This is a genomic window from Methylobacter sp. (genome assembly GCF_023227905.1).
In the GTDB taxonomy this organism is placed as follows: Bacteria; Pseudomonadota; Gammaproteobacteria; order Methylococcales; family Methylomonadaceae; genus Methylobacter_A.
This window is the reverse complement of record NZ_JALOCF010000057.1, coordinates 18,397-27,270: the sequence shown is the minus strand read 5'-3', so window position 1 is coordinate 27,270 and position 8,874 is coordinate 18,397. Positions and strand designations below refer to the sequence as shown.

The window sequence follows — 8,874 nt, the reverse complement described above, 5'->3', positions numbered from 1 at the left end:
GAGCAAGGCTTCCCATCGCCGCGTGAAGAAGAGTGGCGCTATACCAATGTCTCAACCCTTGAGAAGAAACTGTTTTCGCCGTCGAAAAGTTTGACTGCTGGGGGCGTCGATGCCGAGTGGCTGAAATCATACCGGTTGCAAGATGCTTGGGTCGTGGTTTTAGTGAACGGCCATTTTTCGGCAGAGCTGTCGGTTTTAGAAGGCCTGCCCGAAGCCGTTTCGGTGATGAGCATGGCGGATGCGTTGGCAAAACAGCCGGGTAAGCTGGAAAAATATCTGGGCTTGACCGCGAATCAATCAGAGCACAGCTTTATTGCCTTCAATACCGCGTGGTTTACCGATGGTTTGTTTGTGCATGTGCCAGCCAAGCAGGTTTTAGACAGGCCGATACAGTTGCTGCACATAGTGACCGGCATTGACGCAATGGCTACGACCCGCAATATCATTATTGCCGACGAAATGGCTGAAGCCAAGGTCATAGAGACGTTTGTTGGTTCAGATATCGCCAGGGATGGTGTGTATGCCGCAAGCCGGTCGGGAACAGGCTCGGCGAACGCCTATTTAACAGCCGCAGTTACTGAGGTTTTTGTCGAGCAAAACGCCGATCTGACGCTGTACAAAATGCAAAGCGAGTCGGAAAAAGCCTACCATTTTGGCGGCACCTACATTAAACAGGCTCGGGATGCGCGCTTTACCCATCACAATTTCGCCTTTGGCGGTTTGCTGGCGCGTAGCGATATTCATGTTGATCTGGATCACGCGTCGGAATGTGAACTGAACGGCCTTTATTTGGGCGTTAAGCGTCAGCATATCGACAACCACACCCGTATCAATCACCTGAAACCTTATGCAATCAGCCGCGAACTGTATAAAGGCGTGCTGGACGACAGGGCCAGGGGCGTGTTCCAGGGCCGGGTAATTGTCGCTGTCGATGCGCAAAAAACCGATTCGCAGATGAACAACCGCAACCTGTTGTTATCGGATGACGCCGAAGCGGACACCAAGCCGCAGCTGGAAATTTATGCCGATGACGTAAAATGCGGGCATGGCGTGACGGTGGGGCAGCTGGATGAAAAGTCGATTTTCTACCTGCAATCGCGCTGTATCGATGAAGAGACGGCGCGGAATATGCTGACATTTGCGTTCGCCAATGAAATGGTCGACAAGATCAAAATTAAAGGTTTACACGATATGGTTTTAGAACAACTATTGGCACGCTTCCCGCAAGAAGGCGTGAACAAGGAATGGTTATGACGGCTTTGGACATCAATAAAATCCGCGCGGATTTCCCGATATTGGCGGAAAAAATTCGCAACAAGCCGCTGGTTTATCTGGACAATGCGGCGACCTGCCAGAAGCCGCAAGCCGTTATCGACAGCATTGTGGATTTGTACAGCCATGATTATGCCAATGTGCATCGTGGCGTACATACCTTAAGCGTACGCTCTACCGATAAGTTTGAAGGCGCGCGGACTAAAGTTAAGGAATTTATCAATGCGGCTAGCGAAAAAGAAATTATTTTCGTCAGAGGTGCTACGGAAGCCATCAATCTGGTCGCACAGACTTACGGCAAAGCCCATATCAAAGCCGGCGACGAGATTTTGATTACCGCGATGGAGCATCATTCCAATATCGTGCCTTGGCAAATATTGTGTGAGCAGACCGGGGCGATCTTAAAAGTTGCGCCGATTAATCTGCAAGGCGAGCTGATCTATGATGAATTTGAAAAACTGATCAGCGATAAAACCAGATTGGTTTCAGTTGTGCATATGTCCAATGCCTTGGGCACGATTAATCCGGTCAAAAAGATTATCGCAGCAGCGCATGCCAAAGGCATTCCGGTATTACTGGATGGCGCACAGGCCATCCCGCATATGGCGGTGGATGTGAAAGACCTGGATTGCGATTTTTATGTGTTTTCAGGTCACAAACTCTATGCGCCTTCCGGCATAGGCGTGCTTTACGGCAAGCAGGCTTTACTGGAAGCCATGCCCCCGTACCAGGGCGGTGGCGATATGATCCGTAAAGTCACCTTTGAAGAAACCGAATACAATGTGTTGCCCTACAAGTTTGAAGCAGGCACGCCCAGCATTGCCGATGCGGTTGGTTTGGGCGCAGCCATCGATTATCTGAGCGCAGTCGGCATGGATAATATTGCCGCCTATGAAGCCGAGTTGCTAAGCTATGCCACAGAAAAGGCCAAACAAATTAAAGGGCTTAGAATTATTGGCGAAGCCGAGCATAAAGGCGCAATATTGGCTTTTGTGCTGGATAAAATCCATCCGCACGATATTGGCACCATGCTGGACAGCTTGGGCATTGCCATCAGGGCAGGGCACCATTGCGCGATGCCGGTGATGGACTTTTTTGAAGTTCCTGCGACGGCGAGAGCGTCATTTGCAATGTATAACACCAAAGAAGAAATTGATGTTTTAATGAAAGGCATACAGTCCTTGATTGAGGTATTTGGCTAATGTTTGATGATTTACGCGACCTCTATCAAGAGGTTATATTCGACCACAACCGCAACCCGCGTAATTTCCGGGTCATGGAAAATGCAGACCGTCAGGTTGAAGGTTTTAATCCGCTGTGCGGCGACCGCCTGACCTTATATTTGAAAATGGATGGCGACGTGATTACCGACGCCAGTTTTCAAGGTTCGGGTTGCGCCATTTCGACGGCCTCCGTATCGTTGATGACTGAGATAGTCAAAGGCAAAACCGAACAGGAAGCCGAGGACTTGTTTAAGAAGTTCCATGAGATGACCACCGGCAAAGACGAACAGGTTAACCTGGAAGCGGTCGGCAAACTGGCGGTATTGGCCGGTGTTCGTGAATATCCGGCGCGTGTTAAATGCGCCACATTGGCTTGGCACACGCTGGATGCAGCCTTGAAAAACGAACAAAAGTCTATTTCTACAGAATAATAATTCACCACGAAGACACGAAGAGCACGAAGTTTTCTACTCAATGTTCTTCGTGGCTAATTCACGCCATGACCACGAAAACATCATCGCAATACATCGGTGCCGCGCCTGTTCCCGACCGGCTTGCGGCATACACATCATCCCTGGCGATCGCCGAGCCAGCTCCCGGCAGGCTTTCGGCATACACACCATCCTTGGCGATAAAGCTGGCCGTGCTTTATCAAGGGCAGGGCGATAGTCTGCCGTTCCAGCAGCTTGCGGAGCGGTTGGGCGTTCCTTTGTACCAGTCGCTCAATAGCGACAATGTTGAAGAGTTCTTCTTAACCTGGCGCGACGGCTGTTTGAAGCTGCTCGACAGAGAGCTGCTCAAAAAAGGCGGCTTGACTGTCGATATTGAGCCGCGCAATGGCGAGCAGCGCTCGTGGCCCGCACCCAAAGACGGCGCTTTGGCCCAGGCGCTGGGGCGTAAAACCCGAACCGTGGTCGATGCCACGACCGGCTGGGCGCAGGACAGCCTGCATATCTTTCGCATGGGCTACGAGTTGCTGTGTATCGAGCGCTCACCGGTGATGGCGGAATTGCTGGCGGACGGCTTTGCCCGCTTGGCGCAACTTGACTGGATGCAGCGGCTTAACCTTGAGCCTCCCCACTTGCTGCAGGGCAATGCCATCGAGTTGTTAGCCAATTTGCAAAGCGTGCCCGATTGCATTTATCTTGATCCGATGTTTCCGCCCAAACGCAAAAAATCCGCGCTAGCTAAAAAGTCGATGATGGTACTGCGCGATTTGCTGGGCGATGATCAGGATAAGGAGCAATTGTTCGAGGCCGCAATAAACGCTGCCGGAAAGCGGGTGGTGGTAAAAAGCCCCGATTACGCGGAACCTTTGGGCGGCAAGCCGAGTCAAAGTTTTCAGGGTAAGTTGCTGCGTTATGATGTTTATTTGAAAAGTTAGCTTTAGACCTTCCAGGTTTGCAAAACCTGGAAGGTCTTTGGATTTTGTGTGGCACTCATAGGGCGCAAGCGACGGTCAGCGGGACGTCCACTTTAAAAACAACAATAAGGTAAAAAAATGTCGGATTGGATAGATGCGGTAGATGAAAATGCCCTGGAGAACGGTGAGAACATCGTCATCGACGTTGATGGTACGGATGTCGCCATTTTTAAAATCGACGGTCAATTTTATGCGATTGAAGATGTCTGCACTCACGACGGCGCGGAAATTGCCAGCGGCAGGCTGGAAGGCGACGAGATTATCTGTCCCCGTCACGGTGCGCGTTTTTGTGTTAAAACCGGCGAAGTAAAATCCCCGCCCGCGTATGAAAATATCGATTGCTTCCCGGTCAGAATCGAAAACGGCAAAGTGCAGGTTAGGGACAATCGTTGGGATTAATTCTGCTTCGTGCTCATCCGCTTCTACGAATTGCGGCGTTCAAACAGGCTTGATCCAAGCCCCGGCAATATAGCCGATAGAACTGACACTTTGGTTTGTCGTGCAGCGCGTCACAGCTATGGTTTTATAATTAAATAAAGGCTGGCAGGTATACCTTTATCTTCTTGCAATGTAGAGAATAGCTTTCATTTTTTAATAACCTTCGCCTCTTTGGGCTTATAATAAGCGGCGCTGTTAAACAGTATTTAACGGGCGCAATTATGGCGCAGTATTCATTTTTTCAGGTTAAGGTTTGTTAAGATGCACTGCGTTTTTTATTAAGTTTATTATTGATAATCGGTAATGATAAAAAATGGCAGGCATGGATGACTAACCTACGGACTACAACCATATCCGGTTTTACGAGCGGCGCATCGCTATGCAATCCTTGGTATTGCTTTATTTGCTGTGTGTTTTTAATGACGCTGGCGAGCTGCTCGAAACCAACCATTCAAAAGCTAGAAGGCCCGGCTCAGGGCACGACCTACCACATTAGCTACTGGTCGGAAGCACCGGTAGATACTAAAGATATCAAAGCCAGTGTCGAAAACGAATTTGCGGTCATCGATAAACTGCTGTCCAATTACCGCCCCGACTCGACCATAGAAACTTTCAACAGCGCTGAGAATACTGAAAGCCAGGAAGTCGGCAGCGAAATCGTATCCTTGGTTAAAATCGCGCAAGTCGTCAATCAGGCCAGTCAAGGTTGCTACGATTTAACCATCAAGCCATTATTTGATCTATGGGGCTTTCGTGGGGATTCGTTGACAATCCCTCAAGATTCGGTCATTCGGACCACACTGAAACAAATCGGCATGGAAAAACTCGAAGTCGTGGATGAAACGCATCTGCGTAAAAAACAGGCTGATCTTAAGACCGATTTATCCTCCATTGCCCAAGGCTATAGTGTAGAACGGATCAGCAAGGTTCTGGAGCAAAAAGGCATAACCGATTATCTGGTCGAGATCGGCGGCGAGTTGAAAACCAACGGTCATAAGCCGGGCCTTCAACCCTGGCGCATCGCGGTCGAAAGGCCGCTGCCGGAAGAAAGGACCATGCATAAAATTGTTACCATGCCCAAGGATGCGCCGATGGCAGTCATGACCTCCGGCACTTATCGGCATTATTTTGATGACCACGGTCAGCGTTATGGTCACATCCTCGATGCCCGCAACGGCAGACCGGTTACCCACAACCTGGTTTCCGTCACTGTCCTGATCAGTGATCCGACAGTTGCCGATGCCTGGTCCACTGCACTGCTGTGCCTGGGCCAAAAAGACGGCATGGCAGCCGCAAACGCTGCAAAAATCCCCGCGTTATTCATTGAGCTGCAAGGCACTGAACTTACCGAATCCCGTAGTGATGCGTTGAACACGTTGACCTCTCTCACCATACATTAATGCCTGAGTCCCAAGTTATGTCGTTAAAAAACCGTAGTCATGCTTTTTTTTCACGTTGGGGAAACTTGACGCTAGGCAAACCGCTTGTGGTGCTGTCGATAGTAACTCTGCTCAGCGTTTTGGCTTTGCAATATACGGCCAGTCATTTAAGCATTAATACCGACACCGCCGAACTGGTTGCTCCCGATGCGCCTTTTCAAAAAAACCGGCGCAATTATGAAAAAGCCTTTTCCCAGGATCTGCATACCCTGTTGCTGGTGGTTGAATCGGATACGCCGGAACTGACCAAATCGGCGACTAAAAGATTATTGAGGCTGCTCAGTGCCAATAAAGATAGTTTTAATTCGGCCTATATTCCGGATGACAACGAGTTTTTCCGCCAGAACGGCCTGCTTTATCTCGATACCGATGAGTTGCAAAACTTGTCAAACAATCTGTCACTGGCCCAGCCGTTTATCGGCAGAATTGCCCAAGAACCCAATCTGACCGGCTTTTTTTCAATTTTCGAAGATGCTCTGACGTCCACAGACAAGACCCAGGTTGTGCCTGTCGATCTAACCTCGCTGATTGAAAAGGTTGCGTCGGCTTTGCATAAAACGCTTAATGGCGAAAACATCTTATTGTCCTGGGAATCATTGCTGAGCGATAAGAAAACGCATGAACGCAACGGCTTTATTATCGTTGCGCCCAAATTCGATTTCTCGCAAATTCGCCCTGCCGAAAATGCGATTGATGCTATTCGCAAAGCTGTTGCTGAAATTCAGGATCCGAATCTGCCTGCGGTTAAAGTCTGGGTTACCGGTGAAGTCGGCCTTGAAGATGATGAGTTAGCAGGTATGAGTACCGGCACTTTTACGGCCAGTATTTTTTCCATTGTGTTGGTGCTGTTTATTTTATTGGTTGCCTACCGCTCCGTTTTACTCACAGTAGCCACATTAATGACGCTGGCTTTGGGCATGCTTTTTTGCGGCGCGTTCGCGGCATTTTCGGTAAAACAATTAAACCTGATTTCAGTGGCTTTTGCAGTATCCAATATCGGTTTGGGGGTGGAGTATGCGATTCATTTTTGTTTACGCTACCGGGACAATCTGATTCATCATATCCATAAAAGCCTGGCGTTACGCAACACGTTAATAAGCACAGCGCCTTCGCTGTTGTTGTGCGCAGGCACCACTTCCATTGGGCTTTATGCATTTATACCAACTGATTATAAAGGTGTATCCGAGCTTGGCCTGTTGGCGGGCACCAGTCTGTTTATTTGTTTGTTAATTACCTTGATCGTCTTGCCTGCGTTGTTAAAAATAATTCCGGTTCCGGCAAAGTTTCAGAATGAATTAGGCCGGAACGGACTGACTAGACTGTCCGAAAAATTGTCGATTTTGCCGCTTCATTACGCCAAGCCGATTTCTATCGCAACTTTTGTTATCGCCGTGATTTCCATCGTGCTGGCATTTAACGTGAAGACCGACTTCAATCCGATTAATCTTCGCGATCCTAATACCGAATCGGTTATTGCTTTTAAGAATTTGATGAAAGACAAAGAAACCACGCCGATGACCTTGACTGTTCTGGCCAAGGATGAAAACAGCGCGAAAACTTTAGAGCAAAAGCTTTCGATATTGCCTACGGTTGATAAAACGGTCAGTCTTTTTGACTTTCAACCCAGCGATCAGGACGATAAACTGGCCGTGATTGAAGAAATGAGCCTGATGCTGGGCGCGCAGATGCAGAGCTTTCCGGCGTTAAAAGAAGATACTGATCCGGTTCCTGCTATTAACCGCCTGATACAAGCTATCGACAATATCCTGCCTCAAAAAACCGATGCTCATGAGCGTATGGCATTAACAAATTTTAAAAAAGAATTACAGGATATCTTGATTGAGCTTGATGCCCGGCAACAACCCAATCGACGTATGTTCATTGAAAAAATTCAGACCACGCTGCTCGGTACGCTGCCTAATGTCATGAATGAACTGTCAGCCGGTCTCAATGCCAGGGAAGTCACGCTGAACGACCTGCCTGCCGACATCAAGGACAAATGGCTGAGCAAGGATGGTTCGTACCGCATTCAGATATTTCCTAAAAAAGATTTGAACGATTTGAAAAATCTGGAAGAGTTTATTACTGAAGTGCAATCCGTCGCGCCAGAAACAACCGACTTGCCGATTATGTATTGGGAATCGATGAAAGAAGTCATCTCCGCGTTTCAACAAGCCATTGTGATTGCCTTGGTCACTATCGCGCTACTGCTGTTTGCGATCCGCCGTAATATTGCCGACACGTTACTGGTCATGACGCCGCTGATACTGGCAGGGCTTTTTACTATGGCGAGTGCTGTGCTCACCAATACTCCGATTAATTTTGCCAATATCATCGCTTTGCCGCTGTTATTGGGATTGGGTGTTGATAATGGCATTCACATGGTTGAAAAGCTGCATCATTCCCTTTCCGAAACGCAGAACATCTATCAATCCAGCACCGCCAGAGCCATGTTTTACGGTGCGCTGACCACCGCCTCAAGCTTTGCCGGACTGGCATTCTCGCCGCATCAGGGAATCGCCAGTATGGGTTTGATTATTACTATAGGCATATTCTGGATCATGGTATGTACGTTTGTAATTCTTCCGGCGCTGAGTAAGTTGGTGTTAAAAGCTCAAGGAAAAGTAACTGTTATCGATTTTGACTCGATGAGAGAAAGGTCATAGTGCTGCTTTAGCGCGACGAGAATAAGTTCGAGTAATTGACAGGAGATGCGGTTCACGCTGGGACCGCATCCCCACAAACGCCTCCGCCGGAAAGCAATAGGGTTCTTCCGTTTCGTGCGTCTGTCGCTCCCATTGCTTACGGTATGCGATGTTCTGAATGAGTTCTTAAGTGTCGTCTCTTGGGCTTTCCCTTTTTATGACCCCTCGCTCTCTGTGGAGGGTAATGTCGTAAGGGGTATTTCAGAGTATCTAACAGGTGTGAAGGCTGCTTGTAAGCTAAATTCTATTAGCTCCGTACATTTTTGTGAAAGGTGGCTTATCTGTTAAGTCGTTATCTGATATTTCCACCAATAGCCCCAGAGCTGATGTCTTTTTCTCAATAGGTTTTCAACAGAAACAGTAAGCAACACTTT

The 8,874-nt window shown here is 48.4% G+C and carries 7 protein-coding genes; all 7 read left to right on the top strand.

What is annotated here, in order from left to right; all coding sequences use genetic code 11:
• Positions 1–1,254, top strand: a 1,254-nt coding sequence (gene sufD / locus M0R47_RS18260) for a Fe-S cluster assembly protein SufD (protein WP_292557453.1), incomplete at its 5' end; no start/stop codon positions are given.
• On the top strand, positions 1,251–2,474 hold the full coding sequence (locus M0R47_RS18255) for a cysteine desulfurase (protein ID WP_292557452.1): 1,224 nt from the start codon (positions 1,251–1,253) through the stop codon (positions 2,472–2,474). The genes sufD and M0R47_RS18255, both read left to right, overlap by 4 nt.
• Positions 2,474–2,926 (top strand): Fe-S cluster assembly sulfur transfer protein SufU, encoded by a 453-nt coding sequence (sufU, locus tag M0R47_RS18250; protein WP_292557451.1) that lies wholly within the window; start codon positions 2,474–2,476, stop codon positions 2,924–2,926. Before M0R47_RS18255 ends, sufU begins: the two co-directional genes overlap by 1 nt.
• A gap of 68 nt (positions 2,927–2,994) precedes the next feature.
• Positions 2,995–3,879, top strand: coding sequence for a class I SAM-dependent methyltransferase (locus M0R47_RS18245; protein ID WP_292557450.1), 885 nt, complete (start codon positions 2,995–2,997; stop codon positions 3,877–3,879).
• A gap of 117 nt (positions 3,880–3,996) precedes the next feature.
• Complete coding sequence (locus tag M0R47_RS18240; RefSeq protein WP_292557449.1) at positions 3,997–4,317, top strand: non-heme iron oxygenase ferredoxin subunit; 321 nt, start codon at positions 3,997–3,999, stop codon at positions 4,315–4,317.
• 365 nt (positions 4,318–4,682) lie between these two features.
• Complete coding sequence (locus M0R47_RS18235) at positions 4,683–5,756, top strand: FAD:protein FMN transferase (RefSeq protein WP_292557448.1); 1,074 nt, start codon at positions 4,683–4,685, stop codon at positions 5,754–5,756.
• Positions 5,757–5,773: 17 nt separating this feature from the next.
• Positions 5,774–8,461, top strand: a complete 2,688-nt coding sequence (locus tag M0R47_RS18230) for an MMPL family transporter (protein ID WP_292557447.1) — start codon at positions 5,774–5,776, stop codon at positions 8,459–8,461.
• Positions 8,462–8,874 lie beyond the last annotated feature (413 nt).

What these genes read in the sequence shown, in the direction of transcription:
- M0R47_RS18255 (WP_292557452.1), top strand. Translation starts at nt 1,251, where the DNA reads ATGACGGCTTTGGACATCAATAAAATCCGCGCGGATTTCCCGATATTG.
- sufU (WP_292557451.1), top strand. Translation starts at nt 2,474, where the DNA reads ATGTTTGATGATTTACGCGACCTCTATCAAGAGGTTATATTCGACCAC.
- M0R47_RS18245 (WP_292557450.1), top strand. Translation starts at nt 2,995, where the DNA reads ATGACCACGAAAACATCATCGCAATACATCGGTGCCGCGCCTGTTCCC.
- M0R47_RS18240 (WP_292557449.1), top strand. Translation starts at nt 3,997, where the DNA reads ATGTCGGATTGGATAGATGCGGTAGATGAAAATGCCCTGGAGAACGGT.
- M0R47_RS18235 (WP_292557448.1), top strand. Translation starts at nt 4,683, where the DNA reads ATGACTAACCTACGGACTACAACCATATCCGGTTTTACGAGCGGCGCA.
- M0R47_RS18230 (WP_292557447.1), top strand. Translation starts at nt 5,774, where the DNA reads ATGTCGTTAAAAAACCGTAGTCATGCTTTTTTTTCACGTTGGGGAAAC.